The organism is Flavobacterium sp. LC2016-23 (assembly GCF_009674775.1).
GTDB lineage: Bacteria > Bacteroidota > Bacteroidia > Flavobacteriales > Flavobacteriaceae > Flavobacterium.
Map to the genome: position 1 here is coordinate 78,836 of NZ_WKKE01000007.1, position 18,404 is coordinate 97,239.

The 18,404-nt window shown below is 36.6% G+C and carries 16 protein-coding genes; 2 read left to right on the top strand and 14 right to left on the bottom strand.

Annotation, left to right across the window (positions count from 1 at the left end; genetic code table 11):
* Positions 1 to 48: 48 nt before the first annotated feature.
* The 8 genes from nuoF to aspS all read right to left on the bottom strand — a co-directional run bounded on the left by nuoF (position 49) and on the right by aspS (position 7,409).
* Positions 49 to 1,416, bottom strand: coding sequence for an NADH-quinone oxidoreductase subunit NuoF (nuoF, locus tag GJU43_RS07560; protein ID WP_059114698.1), 1,368 nt, complete (start codon positions 1,414 to 1,416; stop codon positions 49 to 51).
* 1 nt (position 1,417) lies between these two features.
* Positions 1,418 to 1,948: an NAD(P)H-dependent oxidoreductase subunit E gene (locus GJU43_RS07565; RefSeq protein WP_047774917.1), complete on the bottom strand. Its 531-nt coding sequence runs from the start codon at positions 1,946 to 1,948 to the stop codon at positions 1,418 to 1,420.
* A 148-nt stretch (positions 1,949 to 2,096) separates the two neighbouring features.
* Positions 2,097 to 3,335, bottom strand: a complete 1,239-nt coding sequence (locus GJU43_RS07570; RefSeq protein WP_154340176.1) for an NADH-quinone oxidoreductase subunit D — start codon at positions 3,333 to 3,335, stop codon at positions 2,097 to 2,099.
* A 25-nt stretch (positions 3,336 to 3,360) separates the two neighbouring features.
* On the bottom strand, positions 3,361 to 3,882 hold the full coding sequence (locus GJU43_RS07575; protein ID WP_154340177.1) for an NADH-quinone oxidoreductase subunit C: 522 nt from the start codon (positions 3,880 to 3,882) through the stop codon (positions 3,361 to 3,363).
* A 1-nt stretch (position 3,883) separates the two neighbouring features.
* The gene (locus GJU43_RS07580; protein WP_127338250.1) at positions 3,884 to 4,432 is read right to left on the bottom strand and encodes an NADH-quinone oxidoreductase subunit B; all 549 of its coding nucleotides are present in this window, start codon (positions 4,430 to 4,432) and stop codon (positions 3,884 to 3,886) included.
* Between the two features lie 125 nt (positions 4,433 to 4,557).
* Entirely contained in the window at positions 4,558 to 4,923 is a 366-nt protein-coding gene (locus GJU43_RS07585) for an NADH-quinone oxidoreductase subunit A (RefSeq protein ID WP_007809098.1), read from the bottom strand.
* A 244-nt stretch (positions 4,924 to 5,167) separates the two neighbouring features.
* Complete coding sequence (locus GJU43_RS07590) at positions 5,168 to 5,362, bottom strand: cold-shock protein (protein ID WP_007137066.1); 195 nt, start codon at positions 5,360 to 5,362, stop codon at positions 5,168 to 5,170.
* A 295-nt stretch (positions 5,363 to 5,657) separates the two neighbouring features.
* On the bottom strand, positions 5,658 to 7,409 hold the full coding sequence (aspS, locus tag GJU43_RS07595; RefSeq protein ID WP_154340178.1) for an aspartate--tRNA ligase: 1,752 nt from the start codon (positions 7,407 to 7,409) through the stop codon (positions 5,658 to 5,660).
* Between the two features lie 158 nt (positions 7,410 to 7,567).
* On the opposite strand from aspS, the gene GJU43_RS07600 reads away from it, so the two are divergent.
* Both GJU43_RS07600 and GJU43_RS07605 read left to right on the top strand, forming a co-directional pair.
* On the top strand, positions 7,568 to 8,563 hold the full coding sequence (locus tag GJU43_RS07600; protein WP_154340179.1) for a TlpA disulfide reductase family protein: 996 nt from the start codon (positions 7,568 to 7,570) through the stop codon (positions 8,561 to 8,563).
* Between the two features lie 211 nt (positions 8,564 to 8,774).
* Complete coding sequence (locus tag GJU43_RS07605) at positions 8,775 to 9,122, top strand: toxin-antitoxin system YwqK family antitoxin (protein WP_154340180.1); 348 nt, start codon at positions 8,775 to 8,777, stop codon at positions 9,120 to 9,122.
* Positions 9,123 to 9,276: 154 nt separating this feature from the next.
* Here the strand turns inward: GJU43_RS07605 and GJU43_RS07610 are convergent, their stop codons facing one another.
* The 6 genes from GJU43_RS07610 to GJU43_RS07635 all read right to left on the bottom strand — a co-directional run bounded on the left by GJU43_RS07610 (position 9,277) and on the right by GJU43_RS07635 (position 18,329).
* Positions 9,277 to 10,827, bottom strand: a complete 1,551-nt coding sequence (locus GJU43_RS07610; protein WP_154340181.1) for a PepSY domain-containing protein — start codon at positions 10,825 to 10,827, stop codon at positions 9,277 to 9,279.
* A gap of 3 nt (positions 10,828 to 10,830) precedes the next feature.
* Complete coding sequence (locus tag GJU43_RS07615; protein ID WP_154340182.1) at positions 10,831 to 11,133, bottom strand: hypothetical protein; 303 nt, start codon at positions 11,131 to 11,133, stop codon at positions 10,831 to 10,833.
* A gap of 2 nt (positions 11,134 to 11,135) precedes the next feature.
* On the bottom strand, positions 11,136 to 11,468 hold the full coding sequence (locus GJU43_RS07620; protein WP_154340183.1) for a hypothetical protein: 333 nt from the start codon (positions 11,466 to 11,468) through the stop codon (positions 11,136 to 11,138).
* Positions 11,469 to 11,530: 62 nt separating this feature from the next.
* Entirely contained in the window at positions 11,531 to 14,014 is a 2,484-nt protein-coding gene (locus GJU43_RS07625) for a TonB-dependent receptor (protein ID WP_154340184.1), read from the bottom strand.
* Positions 14,015 to 14,232: 218 nt separating this feature from the next.
* Positions 14,233 to 15,477, bottom strand: coding sequence for a 2-oxoglutarate dehydrogenase complex dihydrolipoyllysine-residue succinyltransferase (gene odhB, locus GJU43_RS07630; protein ID WP_154340185.1), 1,245 nt, complete (start codon positions 15,475 to 15,477; stop codon positions 14,233 to 14,235).
* Positions 15,478 to 15,557: 80 nt separating this feature from the next.
* Positions 15,558 to 18,329: a 2-oxoglutarate dehydrogenase E1 component gene (locus GJU43_RS07635; protein ID WP_154340186.1), complete on the bottom strand. Its 2,772-nt coding sequence runs from the start codon at positions 18,327 to 18,329 to the stop codon at positions 15,558 to 15,560.
* Positions 18,330 to 18,404 lie beyond the last annotated feature (75 nt).

An 18,404-nucleotide genomic window follows, 5' to 3' on the forward strand; every position in this document is an offset into this window, starting at 1 on the left:
TAGCTATCGGTATTGAAACTAAAAAAAACTTGAAACTTTAAACTATTTTTAAACTGTTTGTCTGCCTACTAAATGTTTCACTTGCGAGAACGGCTCAGCAACAAAGTGATCTCTGTTTTTTATTTTTTCAGGGAAACGAACGTGATATTCGAACTCATCTCTGAAGTGACGAATCGCTGCTGCTACCGGCCAGGAAGCGGCATCACCAAGTGGGCAAATTGTGTTTCCTTCAATTTTGCTTTGAATGCTCCACAATAATTCGATATCCTCTTCACGGCCCTGACCGTTTTCGATTCTCCACAATATTTTTTCTAACCAGCCTGTTCCTTCACGGCAAGGTGTACATTGTCCGCAGGATTCATGGTGGTAGAAACGGGCAAAATTCCAGGTGTTTCTTACCACGCAGGCGGTGTCGTTGTAAACAATAAATCCTCCGGAACCTAACATCGATCCGGTAGCAAAACCACCATCACTTAAAGATTCGTAAGTCATTAAACGGTCTTCACCATTTGCTGTTTTAAAAATCAATTCAGCTGGTAAAATCGGCACTGAAGAACCTCCTGGTACAAACGCTTTTAAAGGTCTGCTCGAAGACATTCCGCCTAAATATTCATCAGAATTCATAAATTCGTCAACACTTAAACCCAATTCAATTTCGTAAACGCCAGGATTTTTGATGTGTCCTGAAGCTGAGATTAATTTGGTTCCTGTTGAACGACCAATTCCGATTTTAGCATAATCATCTCCTGAATTGTTGATGATCCACGGCACAGTTGCGATAGTCTCCACATTGTTTACTACGGTTGGATTTGCCCAAAGACCTGAAACCGCCGGGAATGGTGGTTTGATACGAGGGTTTCCTCTTTTACCTTCCAGTGACTCAATAAGTGCAGTTTCTTCTCCACAAATATAAGCTCCGGCTCCACAGTGAACATGTAATTCTAAATCGTAACCTGTTCCTAATATATTTTTTCCTAACCATCCGGCAGCCTTAGCTTCGGCGATCGCTCTTTCTAATATTTTGAAAACCCACATATATTCTCCACGAATGTAGATATACGAAAGGTTAGCGCCCAGGGCAAAACTCGAGGTAATCATTCCTTCGATCAATAAGTGAGGAATAAATTCCATCAGATAACGATCTTTGAAAGTTCCCGGTTCAGACTCGTCGGCATTACACACTAAATGTCTCGGTTTTCCTGATTTTTTATCAATAAAACTCCATTTCATTCCGGCAGGGAAACCTGCACCACCACGACCACGAAGTCCTGATTTTTTTACTTCTTCAACCACTTCGTCCGGTGTAAGTGTTTTCAAAGCTTTTTCTACAGAGGCATAACCACCATTTTGGCGATAAACTTCGTAGGTTTTAATACCCGGAACATTGATTTTATCTAATAATATTTTTTGTGACATCTTATTTATCGTGTAATATTATTTTATCGTCTCTGCAATCAGCGATTAACTGATCGATTTTTTCCTCTGTCAATTTTTCTTTGTAGAAATCGCCTAACTGCATCATCGGAGCGTATCCGCAAGCCCCTAAACATTCTACACCGGCAATGGTAAACATTCCGTCCGGAGTTGTTTCGCCCATTTTAATGCCTAATTTTTCAGAAGTGTAATCCATTAAATTTTCGGCACCATTTAAACAACAACAAGAAGTCTGACAAAATTCGAACATGTATTTTCCAATTGGTTTTTGGTTGTACATGGTGTAAAAAGTAACCACTTCGTAAACCTCAATTGGTTTGATGTGCAAAATTTCGGCAACTTTATCCTGTAACTCCGTACTCAGCCAGTTATCATGCGCATCCTGCACTTCATGCAAAACAGGCAGCAAAGCTGATTTTCTTTTGTCTTCCGGATAATGACTGATTAATTCATTGATGCGGTTCATCAATGCTTCAGTCATGTTTATTTCTTGTTTGTAATGTTTACGTTCCATTTTTATTTTAGATTTCGGATTTTAGATTTTAGATTTTTTCAAATCTTTGTCCTTAATCCCTATTCTGCAATCTTTTAATTTTAGATTTTAGATTTCTGATTTTAGATTTTTTAATCTACATTCTAAAATCTAAAATCGACAATACTTTCTACGCGTCTAATTCTCCTGCAATTACATTTAAACTCGAAAGGATAACAATTGCATCCGATAATAAAGCACCTTTGATCATTTCAGGATAAGCCTGATAATAGATAAAACAAGGTCTTCTGAAATGTAATCTGTAAGGCGTTCTGCTTCCGTCAGTAACTAAATAGAATCCTAATTCTCCGTTTCCACCTTCAACAGGGTGATAAATTTCTGCAACCGGTACAGGAACTTCTCCCATTACAATTTTAAAATGATAAATAAGAGATTCCATAGAAGTGTAAACATCTTCTTTTGGAGGAAGGTAATAATCCGGAACTTCTGCATGATATTCGTTTCCGGCCGGCATTTTGTCCAAAGCCTGACGAATGATACTTAAACTTTCACGAACTTCCGCATTACGAACACAGAAACGATCGTATGTATCACCTGATTTTCCAACAGGAACAATAAAGTCGAAATCTTCGTAAGACGAATAAGGATGTGCAACACGTACGTCGTAATCAACTCCGGCAGCACGTAAATTTGGACCTGTAAATCCGTAAGCCATTGCTTTCTCTGCTGAGATTGCACCAACGTTTACAGTTCTGTCAAGGAAAATTCTGTTTCTTTCGAATAAGTTTTCAAATTCCTGCCAGGCGACAGGAAAATCTTTTAAAAATACATCCAGTTTGCGGAAAGCTTCCGGTGACCAGTCTCTTTCGAAACCACCGATTCTTCCCATATTTGTTGTTAAACGGGCACCACAAATTTCTTCGTAGATCTCGTAAACTTTTTCTCTAAATTGAAAAACATATAAGAAACCGGTATAAGCACCAGTATCAACACCCAGAATCGAATTACAAATTAAGTGATCTGTAATACGCGCCAATTCCATTACAATTACTCTTAAGTATTGTGCTCTTTTGGGAACTTCAATATTTAGTAATTTTTCTAAAGTCATCCACCATCCCATATTGTTGATCGGGGAGGAGCAATAGTTCATACGGTCTGTAAGAGGCGTAATTTGGTAAAAAGGACGATTTTCGGCGATTTTTTCGAAAGCTCTGTGGATGTAACCAATGGTTGGTTCAGCTTCAAGAATTCGCTCACCATCCATCAACAGGATATTTTGAAAAATACCGTGAGTGGCAGGGTGTGTTGGACCTAAATTCAAAACCGAAAGCTCGCTTCCGTCTTCGTTTAGTTTATCCTTAACTATTTTAGCATAGCGATGCTCTGGTGGTAATAATAGTTCTGACATTTTATAATGTTGAATTATTTATTTTTTAGCAATTTGTTGTTGTTCTTCCAAAGAATCTGTCATCCTTATCCGTTCTTCCGCTGTCTTCCAGCGGGAATTCTTTTCGCATTGGAAAAGAGATCATTTCATCCATATTCAAAATACGTTTCAATTGTGGATGACCAATAAAGTTTACTCCGAAGAAATCGTAGGTTTCTCTTTCCATCCAGTTGGCGCTTAGGAAAATATTTGAAATGGTTTTTATTTCCGGTTTTTCGCCGTTGATATAAACTTTGATTCTGATACGTTTGTTCTCGTACCAGTTGTGTAAATGATATACGATTGCGTACTGACGATCAACTTCGTTATCAGGGTAGTGAATACCACATAAGTCTGTTAAAAAGTGAAAACGTAAATCAGCATCATTTTTCAGGAAAAGAATCAGAGAGGTGATTTTATCAGCTGTTGTTTCCAGGGAAAAAATATCTCTTTCCTCCTGAAAGTTAAAAACACTTGTGTCAAATGTTTCTGTAAGTTTATCTTGAATCAGGGTATTTTCTAATGCCATTTTATGAAATATTATATGAAGCTAATAATTCCTGGTATTCAGGAGAACTTCTGCGTCTTACAGACTCGCTTCTTACTAATTCTTGTAGTTTCATTACACCGTCAACAATTTGCTCTGGTCTAGGAGGACATCCCGGAACGTAAACATCAACAGGGATAACTTTGTCAATTCCCTGTAAAACAGAGTAGGTGTCAAAAATTCCGCCTGATGAAGCACAGGCTCCGACAGCAATTACCCAACGAGGCTCAGCCATTTGTTCATACACCTGTCTTAAGATAGGTGCCATTTTTTTGGAAATAGTTCCCATAACCATTAACATATCAGCCTGACGAGGAGAAAAACTCACACGTTCAGAACCAAATCGTGCCAAATCATAATGGGAAGCCATTGTTGCCATAAACTCGATTCCGCAACAAGAAGTTGCAAACGGTAAAGGCCAAAGAGAATTCGCGCGTGCCATACCTACAACATCATTTAGTTTTGTGGCAAAGAAACCTTCACCAACAACACCTTCCGGAGGGGCAACCATATTTACTTTTGAATCGCTCATTTTATTTTAGATTTTAGATTTCAGATTTTAGATTTGGGTAAATCGTAAAAAATTAAAATCAAATTTAATATCGTTAAATCTTCAATTTGAGAAATCTAAAATCTGAAATCTCAAATCATAAATTATTATTCCCAGTCTAAAGCTTTCTTTTTGATGATATAGAAAAATCCAACTAAAAGCAAAGCCATGAAAACAATCATTTTCAGCATTCCTTCTATGCCCAGTTCTTTGAAGTTTACTGCCCACGGATAAAGGAAGATTACCTCTACGTCAAACAATACAAAAAGAATGGCAACCAGGAAATATTTTACTGAAAAAGGAATACGGGCATTACCGACAGATTCGATTCCGCACTCGAAATTTTTATCTTTTACCTCAGAGGTTCTTTTTGGACCTAATTTTCCGGAAATAATGATAGTTCCTACCACAAAACCAACAGCAAGAATAAGCTGCATTAAAATAGGAAGATAGCTGTATTGATCAGATTGCATAAACTTGGGGTTTTTTACTTAAAAAATAAGCCACAAAGATAGCGCCCAACTCTGTAAATCACAAGCTAAAAAAGCATTTAAGTAGGGTCGTAAACATCGTTTATGTCTAATTTTTATTCATTATAAATAACTTTTCCTTTTTTTACTATTTTTTTAAGATTTGAGCAAAAAAAAAACGTTTCGAAACAAATCGAAACGTTTTAAAACCATTCAGAGGCAAAAAAAATAAATTGCTATATTTTTCTTAGATTACTGCTACTTTAGCAGCAACTTTCCCTTTTCTTCCTTCTTCTTCTTCATAGCTTACACGGTCTCCTTCGCGTAATTCTTCCGCGTTAATTCCTGAAGCGTGAACGAAGATATCTTTTCCTGTTTCTTCGTCTGTAATGAATCCATAACCTTTAGATTCATTGAAAAATTTTACTGTACCTGTACGCATTGTAATTGTAATAATAATTTATAATGAAGCAAATGTAATATATAAATTCATACAAAAGACAATAAGGTGTTAATTTTTTGTAAAAATTATTGATTTACAGTGTTTTTACTATTTATTTTGCTACTCTTTTGATATGTCATACTTTAAAATGGCAACCATTAAAGATATGTTAAAAAGTAAGAACTTTTTGACTTTATTGAAGGTTGAATTATGATTTTTGAATGTCCTAAATCAACCTTTATTTTTGTCTTTTAAATATTTTTTCAGGTCCTTATTTTTTTCAGTTCTGACTGAATTATACCAAATCTACTTTAATGTGTAATTCTTTTAGTTGGGAATCATCAATCTTAGCAGGAGCATCAATCATAACATCACGCCCTGAATTGTTTTTCGGGAACGCAATAAAATCCCTGATGGTTTCCTGACCTCCTAAAATAGCAACAAGACGGTCTAAACCAAAAGCTAATCCTCCGTGAGGCGGCGCTCCAAATTGAAAGGCATCCATCAAAAAGCCAAATTGTGCTTTTGCTTCGTCTTCGGTAAATCCTAAATATTTGAACATCAGCTGTTGCGTTGCTTTATCGTGAATACGAATAGAGCCTCCTCCAATTTCATTTCCGTTCAGGACCATGTCGTAAGCATTGGCGCGTACTTTCCCCGGTTGTGTTTCCAGTAAATGCATGTCTTCTGGTTTTGGAGAGGTAAACGGATGGTGCATGGCATGATAACGGCCGCTTTCTTCGTCAAGCTCTAATAACGGGAAATCTACAACCCACAGCGGAGCAAATTCTTCCGGTTTGCGCAGTCCCAAACGGGTTGCCAACTCCATACGAAGTGCTGAAAGCTGTGCACGGGTTTTATCAGCAGGACCAGAAAGTACAAAAATCATGTCTCCCGGTTTTGCGCCTGTTATTTTTGCCCATTGTGCTAAATCTTCCTGATCGTAAAATTTATCTACAGATGATTTGTAAGTTCCGTCGTCATTACATTTGGAATACACCATTCCTGATGCACCCACTTGCGGACGTTTTACCCAGTCAATAAGTCCGTCAATTTCTTTACGGGTGTAATTTCCTGCACCCGGAACGGCGATCCCTACTACTAATTCCGCAGCATTAAATACCGGGAAATCCTTGTGCTGTGCAAATTCGTTCAGTTCGCCAAATTCCATTCCGAAACGAATGTCCGGTTTGTCATTTCCATATGTTTTCATGGCGTAGTCGTAGGTAATTCTCGGGAATTTCTCTACTTCAATACCTTTAATTTCTTTTAGTAAGTGTCTGGTTAGTCCTTCAAAAACATTCAGGATATCTTCCTGTTCCACAAATGCCATTTCGCAGTCAATTTGTGTAAACTCAGGCTGACGGTCTGCACGTAAATCTTCGTCACGGAAACATTTTACAATCTGGAAATATTTATCCATTCCGCCCACCATCAATAATTGTTTGAACGTTTGCGGAGATTGTGGTAATGCATAAAACTGTCCTTCGTTCATGCGGCTTGGAACAACGAAATCTCTTGCGCCTTCCGGAGTTGATTTGATTAAGTAAGGAGTTTCCACTTCACAGAAATCAAGATCTGATAAGTATTTACGAACTTCCATTGCCACTTTGTGACGGAAAAGCAAACTGTTTTTTACCGGATTACGGCGAATATCCAGATAACGGTATTTCATTCTTATATCTTCCCCGCCATCTGTTTCGTCTTCAATTGTAAACGGAGGCGTTAAAGCAGCATTCAAAATGGTTAATTCAGAAACTAAAATTTCGATATCACCAGTCGGAATGTTTTTGTTTTTGGCTTCACGCTCAATAACAGTTCCTTTTACCTGAATTACAAATTCTCTTCCAAGTGTTTTGGCCAGTTCAAAAACCGTTTTATCAGAACGGCTCTCGTCGAAAATAAGTTGTGTGATTCCGTAACGGTCGCGTAAATCAACCCAGTTCATAAATCCTTTATCGCGTGATTTTTGAACCCAACCCGCTAGTGTAACTTCCGTATTAATATTTGAGGCGTTTAACTCGCCACAATTATGACTTCTATACATGATCTCAATTTTAGACTGCAAAAGTAAACACAAAATTCAAATTAATATAGAAAAGTAGATAACTAGATGGTGTTAAAATGAAATATTTTGTTAATTCTTAAATTTTGAAGACAGAATTTATTTAGTTTTGAGTCACTATAAACAAAACTATATTAGATATGAGAAAACTTTTTGTTGCTGGTTTATTGATTTTCAGTGCCCTGAATGGTATTGGACAAGTCAAAAATCCAATCAAATTTACGGCTAAAATTACGAACAGAAACAGTGATACCTTAGTCATTAAAGGGGCTAATAATTTCAAACAAGTTATTCCGATTGATAAAAAAGAAGTTTTTGCTGCTACTTTTGAAGCCCCAAAAGGGTTTTATCGGTTTTCTGACGGAGTAGAATCATCTACTTTATTTCTGAAACCGGGTGCTGAAGTGAACCTGACCATGAATGCTAAGGAATTTGACGAAACCATTGTATATAAAGGAAAAGGAACTAATGAGAGTAATTTTTTAGCACAACAGGCTTTAAAGGACGAGAAATTTCAAAATGAAGCGTTCGCTAAAGAAGCCGCTGAATTTAAATCCTTATTAGACGGAAAAACAAAATCTGATCTGGAAAATATTGAAAAAGGTGATTTTGATGCTGAATTTAAAACAAACCTAAAAAAATCATTCGAGCAGTTTAATCAATACGCTGTGCAGATGTATGAAAGTGCCGCTAAGATGAAGGGCTTTGTTGGAAAACCTTCAGCTGCATTTGATTATGAAAACCACAAGGGCGGAAAAACGAAACTTTCAGATTTAAAAGGAAAGTATGTGTATATTGATCTTTGGGCAACCTGGTGTGGTCCGTGCAGAGCTGAGATTCCATTCCTGCAAAAAGTAGAAGAAAAATATCACGGAAAAAATATCGAGTTTGTCAGTATTTCTGTCGATGTACTAAAAGACCACGAAAAATGGAAAAAATTCGTAACCGATAAACAACTGGGAGGGATTCAGTTATTTTCTGACAGTGACTGGAAATCTGCTTTTGTAACCAGCTATGATGTAACCGGAATTCCAAGGTTTATTTTGATCGATCCGCAGGGGAATGTGGTGAGTGCTGATGCTGCCAGACCCTCTTCTCCAGAGCTTCAAACGCAGTTAGACTCGTTATTAAAGTAATTTATGATCAAATTTACAACGTTATCGTAAATATGTTATTTAGCTAAAATACCAGTAAAACCAGTGCCTGAGCACTGGTTTTTTTTGTATCGTTCTGATTTCCAATGTTAAGTTTTTATTCAATGTTACCAAATTGTTAAGTAAAAGTTTTTTTAATGTAAACATTTGATTATATTTGGTAAAGATTTGATAACATTAAAACCTACAAGATATGAAAAAGTGTGTAATTTTAGTTGCAATATTGTTCTCTGGAATTTTAGTTGCACAAGAGAAAAAACCGGAATTAGAAGCTGTTGGAAATACAGTAAAAGCTACCTATTACTATGATAATGGTAAAGTACAACAAGAAGGCTTTTTTAAGGATGGTAAATTAGATGGCGTTTGGGTATCATATGATGAAAAAGGAAATAAAGTTGCTGTAGGGGAATATACAAACGGACTGAAAACCGGAAAATGGATTTTCTTTAATGAAAACAGCCTTAGCGAAGTTGCTTACGAAAACAGTACAGTAAGTTCAGTTAAAAATTTACAGAAAAATGCTTTAGCAAATAGAAATTAAGATAATTTCAGATGAATAAGAAAGAACCGCTTTAATCAGCGGTTTTTTTTATGTCTTTTATTTAGTACTGAAAACAAAATGTACAGGTTTAATTCTAACAATAAAAACAAATGGCCCGGAAATTAATCCGGGCCATTTGTTTTTAAAATGTTTCTTAACGATCTGCTTTTGCTTTTTTTAATTTGAAAGAAATAAACAAGGTAAGTGAAGCGAGTACAATCCAGAAGATATCGATAAAGAAAATCTGCCTTTGATCTGCTGCAAAAGTTTTCCAGAACCAATTTCCGGAACAAATACCATTGGCAATAGGAACTATAAACCCTAGAATACTTCCTGAGATCAGACACCATTTATTGGTGAAATTTATATCTCTTTTCAATAAGAAGAATACAATTAATACGAGCCAGCTGATAAAATAAACACTGTATATATTCTCCTGGCTAAGCGGATAAAAAGCCTTGTTCGCAATAAAAGCCAATGCTGTAACCGGATACATGCTCAGGCAAACGGCTAAATAAATACGGACCACAGAGTTGTTAAAACGACGTTTTTTCTCGGGCAGGTTTTTCTTATCTCTGGCTACCAGCCAAATCATAACTCCGGAAATAATTACAAAACACGTAATGATCCCAAGCACAAAACTGATGATTTTAAGGGCATATCCGCCATAATCTCCAAAGTGAATACGATATAAGACATTTTTGACTACATCCAGATATTTGTTGTCGGTCACGGGATCTTTTTTGGCGATCACCTTTCCGTCAGCTACTTTATAGATTATTTTCCCAACGGCTGTAAATTTTTTATCGTATGGCAGTTCACCTTCAACGATAACATGCATGTTGGCATCTCCGTAATTCTGAATCTGCACGCTGTTGATTTCAAAATCTTTCCAATTGTTTTTGCCATTAGCTACGAATTCATTTATACTAAAGGGATTGGCTATTTTTTTGTTTTCAAATTTAAATACAGGGTTATTGTATTCTAATTCATCATATAGTTTATTCTGATCTCCTTTGTATAAAGCCATTACACTTGGAGCCACGATCAGAAGCTTGATCATAAAAAAGGCTCCGGTTACGGCATACACAAACTGAAAAGGCAAACCAATCATACCTAAAGCGGTATGCGAATCGGTCCATAATGTTTTCAGTTTTTCTTTTGGCCTGAACGTATAAAAATTAGAAACAATTTTGTTCCAGTGCAGTAACACTCCGGTTACAATAGCAAATAGAAAAAATAAAGCCACAAAACCGGAAAGATAATAACCAACCGGGTAAGGAACCTGTGCCAGAAAATGAAGTCTGTACAGGAATTCGCCTAAGGAATAGGATTCCTCATACGTTTGCGTTTTTAGATTTTCGGTATCTAAATAGAAGAACTGGCTTTCTTTTTGTCTGGCAGGCGCCAAAGTATCTTTAGTACCTTCCATGTAAATATTTACACGTCTTTCGTTACTCGCTTTTGAAATAGAAATCGTTCTTCCTGCTAAATTGTATTTTTTATCTAGAGCTGTTAAAGTTGCATCGTAGTTCAGCTGCATTTCTTTGGTCAGGGCAACAGATTCGCCACGTTCCCAATTGATTATTTCGTCTCTGAAAAAAGAAAAAGATCCGGCAAAGAAAATAACAAACAAGACCACGCTTATCACGATTCCGCTTACGGTATGCGTATGAAAATAGATATTATAGTTTCTGTTGTTCATGGCTTATTTGGTAATAGGATTATAGGTTTGGCCGAGATAGATTATGCCACAAAAAATAAGGGTAAGCAACAAATAGATTCCCCAGATTTTTAATCCGCTTTTCGCTAAAAAGGCAATAACCATTAAGGCAACCCAGAGAATAAATCCTGTAAAAGCCATTGTCATAATTATATTGACGCGATTAAACCAGGATGCCAGCGCCAGATGAAAACTCACAGAAACGAAATAGCCGCCAAGTATAGCCGCTGTTATTTTGGCAAAACGCTGCCATTTTGATTGCGTCAGGTATTTAGGATTTGCAGGCATATTTAATAGTAATAAATTTCTATTAGTCCGCTAAGGATAAAAAGTAGCGCGACAGCTTTACTATTCACGACTTTGAGCGGGGATAAGATAACAATCAAACTTCCGATGGTCATTAACTGAATGAAAAACAATAAGGTTCCGGTTCCTGGAGCTTTTGTAAACAACAATAAGAAATAAGCCAAAAGAAGTACAGCCAACCCTGAAATTTTGGTGGGTCCGGGGTTATTATTCATCCATTTTTCAAAACCATAATCATAAGAAAGCACGGCTTTTCTGGAAGTGTAATAAAACATATAAAAAGAGATAAAAACGAAAAGACCGGCTATTGTTATCATGATTTTATAAATTTATAAAACACCTTTCCGGTTAAAGGGAAAGATGTTTTATGTTTATTTTGTTAGAATTTATAGGTAAAACTTGCTGCTGCACTGCGCATGTTTCTCGGATGGATGGTTGACCATCCGTCATAGGTATCAACATTTGCGATATTATCAATCTTCAAAGTTAATGTGAATTTTTCTGTTCCGTAGAATATGGAAGAGTTCATAACGGTATATTCCGGAAGAGTAAAAGTTCCAACAATTGTGCGGTTCATTATTTTGTTTTTACTGGCATAATTTCCTCCAAAACCTAAACCAAATCCTTTTAAATCACCTTCCGGGAATTTATAGCTTGCCCATAGGTTGGCTAAATTTTGAGGTCCGGCGCTTTCTGGTCTGTGGCCTACGAAATCAGGATCACCGGCAAGTAAAATGCCATCATTATAACTATATCCGGCAACAATATTTAAACCATCAATTGGATTAGAAACGATTTCAGCTTCAAAACCTTTGTTTTTTTGTGCTCCATCCTGAAAAGCAGTTTGAGTGGTAGCGCCATAAACAACATACACCTGATCTTTAACTTCAATATTGTAGTAACTGAATGTTGCATAAAGTTTATCCTTAAAGATATTTAATTTTGTCCCAACTTCAAATTGATTAGCATGTTCCGGATTAAAAGTTCTTGGACGTGTACTTCCATCTGCTAAAATTTCAGTTACAGGAGCTGAATTAGCAAAACCATCCATGTAATTAGCAAAAAGAGATACTTTGTCGATAATTGGCTGATAAACTAATCCGAATTTTGGAGAAAAAGCAGTTTGATTAAAATCATCAGCTTTTGTACTTAAATCTCCCGCTGTCATAAAGCGATCTACACGTAAACTGGCCATTGCAGATAATGCAGGAGTAATATTGATTACATCGGATGCATAAACACTGTATACTTCTTGTTTTGTTTTATTGTTGTTTATAGGTGCATTAGCGACAAGAGCATCAGCTCCGGCTTTAGTTAGATTTCCATTATCACCATTTGTAATATAATCTTTAGGATCCGTGATTCCATAGAGATTTTCATTCACAGTTTTTAAATCCAGATTACCAATATAGATATTACCATTTGATACATATCCGGAACCATTATCAATTTGCCCTCTATTGAAATAATCTAAACCAACAACAATTCTGTTTCTTAAATTTCCAAGCTTAAAGTCTCCGATGAAGTTTTGTTGAATGTCTGTTGTTAGCGTTGTTGAATTTTGGTAATTCATAAAACGTCCTAAAACAATTCCTTCACTTATAGCAGCTGGTGCAAATCGTGTACCTTCATATATATAACTGTAAAATCCTTCTGATGATGATGAGCCTCTTGAAACTACAGTTTGAGAAGTCCACTCATCAGAGAACTTATAGTTCATTTGTCCCTGAAGACTGTATGATGGCGTTTCAATTGCAAGTTGATTACTTGTATAAGAACGTTTGTTATCATAGCCTAATTCACCCATATTATGGACTCTTAAAGCAGTTCCTCTGTCTAAAAATAACATAGTAGGATTGGTTGCTTTATTTTTCATGAATTCTGTATTGATGAAAAACGAAAGTTTATCATTTACGTTATATGAAAGTGATGGGGCAAAGAAGAATGATTTTTTAAATCCTGCATCCTGAAAACTGTTTTCACTATGGTAAGCAGAGTTTACGCGAATATTTATTTTGTGCTCCTCATCTAAAGGAGTGTTTACATCTACAGTAACTCTGTTTAGACCATAACTTCCGGCAGTGTAATTAACTTCCCCGCCAAAATGATCGTATGGTTTTTTTGTAGTTAAATTAATTAAACCTCCATAAGAAATTAAACTGCTTCCAAACAAAGTTCCTGAGGGTCCTTTTATAACTTCAATCTTTTCAATATTAGCAGGATCAAGACTTCCATTGGTTAATCCTGGCAATCCATTAATCATTGTAGGCTGAACGGCAAATCCTCTCAAAGAAAAATATCCCGCACCATCACCACCGCGACCTGTTGAAGCCCAAAGCGGTGTTAATCCCGGAGCATTTTTAAGAGCATCCTCAAGGTTAGTTACAACTTGTTCTTTTAAAAGTTCGCTTGTAATTGTACTGTAAACTTGTGGATTTTCAAGATTTTTAAGAGGCATTTTTGATACCTGCTGTGTTTCCTTGCGTGCAAAAGTATTTTTTTTAGCATTTCCATTTACTACAATTTCATCTAGTTCTTCAGAATTTGCAACAATCTTGAAATCTTCTACTAATTCGTCTCCACTATTAATTGTTACACTTTTTTCTTTACTGGAATATCCAACAGAAGAAACTCTTATCACGTAGCTTCCCGGTTTAACATTTTTAATTTCATAGAAACCGTGACTATCTGTGGTTGTTCCTATTTTTGTTCCTTTAAGTACTACAGAAACATTATCTGCCGCATCATTATTTGATATACTGATCTGGCCCTTTATGGTACCTTTTTCCTGTGCGGAAATTGACGTATTTGCCAATACAAAAAAACAGAAACTCAAAAGTAATATTGTAAATTTAGATTTCATTTTTATTTAGAATTGATTTTAATAGTGCAAATTTAGTGGTTGAGTCTTAACTAAACAAGCTATTTTTATTTATTCTAAATAAAATATTTTTTAAAGGGTAAAATTTACGTTTATTCAAAAAATTAACATCTAGAGCAGAATTTAAGCCCATATTAATAAAAAAAAAACCTGCTCAAATGAATGAACAGGTTTTTGTATGTTATGAAAATTAATAAGAACTACAATTCTAAAGCACGTTTAGCATCGCCATTCATTAATAATTCTACCGGGTTTTCTAAAGCTTCTTTTACGGCAACAAGGAAACCAACTGACTCACGTCCGTCGATAATTCTGTGGTCATAAGAAAGGGCAACATACATCATTGGGTGAATTTCTACCTTACCGTTTACAGCAATCGGACGCTCAATAATGTTGTGCATTCCCAAAATTCCTGATTGAGGAGGGTTGATAATTGGTGTACTCAACATACTTCCAAAAACACCACCATTAGTAATTGTAAAAGTACCTCCGGTCATATCGTCAACCGTAATCTGACCGTCACGTGCTCTAAGGGCTAATCTTTTAATCTCCGCTTCAATTCCACGGAAAGTTAACAATTCCGCATTACGAACTACAGGAACCATTAATCCTTTTGGTCCTGAAACTGCGATTGAGATATCAGCAAAATCGTAAGCGATTTTATAATCACCATCCATCATTGAGTTCACATCAGGATATAATTGTAACGCTCTTGTCACTGCTTTTGTAAAGAAAGACATAAAACCTAAACCAAGACCACCATGTTTTGCTTTGAAAGCATCTTTATATTCATTACGAATCTGGTTGATTGGTGTCATGTTAACTTCATTGAAAGTCGTTAACATTGCTGTTTCGTTTTTCGCAGCAACTAATCTTTCTGCGACTTTACGACGCAACATTGATAATTTAGTACGCTCGCTTCCACGGCTTCCTCCTGTCGGAGTTCCCATAGAAGGTACTGCATTTACAGCATCATCTTTGGTGATTCTACCGCCTTTCCCAGTTCCTGAAATGGTTGCCGGTGCTATGTTTTTTTCGTCTAATATTTTTCTTGCTGCCGGAGATGGAGTTCCTGTAGCATACGTTGCTGGTGCTGCTGTGGGTGCAGGTTCCGCTTTTGGAGCTTCTGCTTTTACTTCCGCTTTCGGAGCCTCTGCTTTTGGCGCTTCCGCTGCCGGTGCTGCCGGAGCATCTCCTGCAGGTTTTACACCATCAGTATCAATTAAACAAACTACAGCTCCTACAGCAACTGCATCACCTTCTTCTGCTTTTAGCGTAATAATTCCGCTCATTTCAGCCGGTAATTCAAGAGTTGCTTTATCGGAATCAACTTCGGCAATAGCCTGATCTTTTTCTACATAATCTCCGTCTTTTACTAACCAAGTTGCAATTTCAACTTCTTTTATTGATTCCCCTGGTGATGGGACTTTCATTTCTAAAATCATCTTGTTTTTGTTTAAAGTTTTAATTGTTTAAAGTTTCATGTTAGGGTTAAACCTGAAACTTTAAACTTGAAACATTTTTTTTATCTAAATAAGTTTTTATCAAATACCATTCTGATCGCATCTGCATGACGGCGTTTTGCTCTTGTGTAACTACCTGATGCCGGAGCAGCATAAGCTTTTAATGAAGCTAACCTCCATTTTACAAGATCAAAATTCATTAACATAAAGCTGTAAGCTCCCATGTTTTTAGGCTCTTCCTGTGCCCAAACATAATCGTCAGCATTTGGATATTGTGCAATAATTGCTTTTAACTGTTCTACTGGTAATGGGAATAATTGCTCGATACGAACCACTGCAACGTCATTTCTTCCGTTGTTTTCTCTTTCAGCTACAATGTCGTAGTAGAATTTACCCGTTACGAAAACTAATGTTTTTACCGCTTTTTTGTCTACTGTAGTATCGTCGATAGTTTCCTGGAAACTTCCTTTAGCTAATTCTTCTACTGTTGAAACACATCTTGGATCACGCAATAAACTTTTTGGAGAGAAAACGACCAAAGGTTTACGGAAATTCGTTTTCATTTGTCTTCTTAACAAGTGGAAGAAGTTGGCTGGCGTTGTACAGTCTGCCACATACATATTTTGTCTTGCACAAAGCTGTAAGTAACGCTCCATTCTGGCAGAAGAGTGTTCTGCTCCCTGACCTTCATAACCGTGAGGCAATAATAAAACGATACCGTTTTGGTTGTTCCATTTGTCTTCTCCGCATGAAATGTATTGGTCAATCATAATTTGGGCTCCGTTAGAGAAATCTCCAAATTGTGCTTCCCAGATGGTCAGTGCTTTTGGATTCGCCAAAGCGTAACCGTAATCAAAACCAAGAACTCCATACTCCGATAAAAGGGAATTGAATACTCCGAATTTTCCTTTTTTGTTTTCGATGGCATCCAGTAAAATTACTTCTTCTTCAGAATCTTCTACTTTAACTACAGCGTGACGGTGAGAGAAGGTACCACGTTCCACGTCCTGACCTGAAATACGGATATCAAATCCTTCCGTCAAAAGTGAACCGTAAGCTAGTGCTTCAGCAGTTCCCCAGTCGATAGTGTTATTGTCGTATCCTGCTTTTCTGTCTGTAACAATTTTAGTTATTTTGTTGATGAACTTCTTGTCTGACGGTAACGTTGAGATTGTATTGATAATAGAATCCAGGCCATCTTTATCAAAAGTAGTGTCCACTTTTTGAAGCATTTGCGTATCAGTTACCTGAACAAATCCTTCCCATTCGTTTTTCATGAATGGTGTGATAATGGTCAAATCTTTTTTACGGGAAGCTTCTAAATTCTCCTCCATATTCGATTTGTATTCTTTTTCCAGAGCGTTTACATAAGTCGCATCAATTACACCATCAGACAATAATTTCTCTGCATAAATGTCTCTTGGGTTCTTATGTTTTGCGATGATTTTATATAAAACCGGTTGTGTAAAACGAGGCTCATCACCTTCGTTATGACCGTATTTTCTGTATCCTAATAAGTCAATAAACACGTCACGGCCAAATTCCATTCTGTAATCCAATGCAAATGAAACTGCATGAACCACCGCTTCAGCATCATCAGCATTTACGTGTAATACCGGTGAAAGTGTCACTTTGGCAACATCTGTACAATAAGTAGATGAACGGGCATCTAAATAATTGGTCGTAAATCCAACCTGATTGTTGATGACGATATGAATTGTTCCTCCTGTTTTGTATCCGTCAAGCTGTGCCATTTGAATGATTTCATACAAAATACCCTGACCTGCGATTGCAGCATCACCGTGAACGGCAATTGGTAATACTTTTGAGAAATCATCAGCGTAATATTTATCTTGTTTTGCGCGGGTAATACCTTCAATCACGGCTCCAACTGTTTCTAAGTGAGAAGGGTTTGGTGCTAAATTGATATTAATATTTTTTCCGGTTCTTGTTTTCTTGTCAGCGGTAAGTCCTAAGTGGTATTTTACGTCACCATCAAAATATTCCTGATCGTAATCTTTACCATCAAATTCACCAAAGATATCCTGGGTAGATTTACCGAAGATATTGGCTAAAACGTTCAGACGGCCACGGTGTGCCATTCCCATTACAAATTGTTCAACACCTTTTTCTGCAGCTTTTTCGATCAAAGCATCAAGAGCCGGGATGATGGTTTCTCCCCCTTCTAATGAAAATCTTTTCTGACCTACATATTTCGTATGTAAAAAGTTTTCGAAAGAAACGGCCTCGTTTAATTTTTCTAAGATGATTTTCTTTTCGTCACCTGAGAAATTAGGCTGATTCACATTTACAGCTAATTTATCCTGAATCCATTTTACAACACCGGGGTTACGAATGTACATGTATTCAATACCAATATGCTGGCAGTAAATAGTTTGAAGACGTGTGATAATGTCTTGTAAAGAACATGGTGCGACTCCGATAACTTTAGCAGCATCAAAAACGGTTGATAAATCAGCACTTGATAAACCAAAGTTTTCGATATCAAGATTAGGAGAGGAAATTCTACGGTCACGAACCGGATTTGTTTTGGTAAACAAATGTCCACGCGTGCGATATCCGTCAATTAATTTTAATACATTAAATTCTTTTTGTAACTTTTCAGAAACCTGACTGTAATCTGTGTTGTTTGAGGCAAATTCAACGATTTGCTGAACAGGATTTTCGTCATTATAAGTGGTCATTCCAAAGTCAAAACCCTGAAAAAAGCTTCTCCAGCTTGGCTCAACGCTATCCGGATTTACTAAATATTGATCGTATAATTGTGCGAAAAACTCTGTATGCGCTGCATTTAAAAATGAAAACCTATCCATAATATTAGTGAATATACTTTTTGTTAAATAGAATGGCAAAAGTACAACAATCGCATTTATTTAAATCCTTTTTTT